This window comes from Mycobacterium sp. NGS22, assembly GCF_059813095.1.
In genome coordinates, this window is record NZ_JCALDY010000068.1 from 1 (window position 1) to 396 (window position 396).

Annotated in this window: 1 pseudogene; it reads right to left on the minus strand. The window is 67.4% G+C overall.

Annotated elements, in window-relative coordinates:
• Nucleotides 1-396, minus strand: a pseudogene (locus AC5Y47_RS25675) (RNA-guided endonuclease TnpB family protein); the annotation flags it as partial.

Genomic DNA, 396 nt, shown 5'->3' on the forward strand with positions numbered 1-396 from the left:
CATCTCTGTCCTGCGTGGCAGCGACCGACGGTTGTGGGGCAGGGAACGCCACATGCCAGCGGCCCGCCTTACAGGTGATCCGGGCCATGCCCAGTTTGCCGGACGGCAGCGGGCGGGACAGCCGCAACTTCACGAACCCGAGCTTGGGTACAAACAGTTGCGCCCACTTGCCATTGATCAGCTCGACGCGGCTATCGCGGACACAGAATCCCTCGTCGAAAAACTTGCGGCGCCATGTCGGCCGCCGGTGGGTGCCGGCAAAGTACGCCGCCGCGGCGCGGTCGAAGTCCCGCAACGCTTGCTGCTGCACCGACGACGACCCGGCCGCTAGCCATTCGAACGCTTGCCGCGCCTGGGCGAGTTGTTTCTGCCGGGCAGCTGGTCCCGGCGCGGACC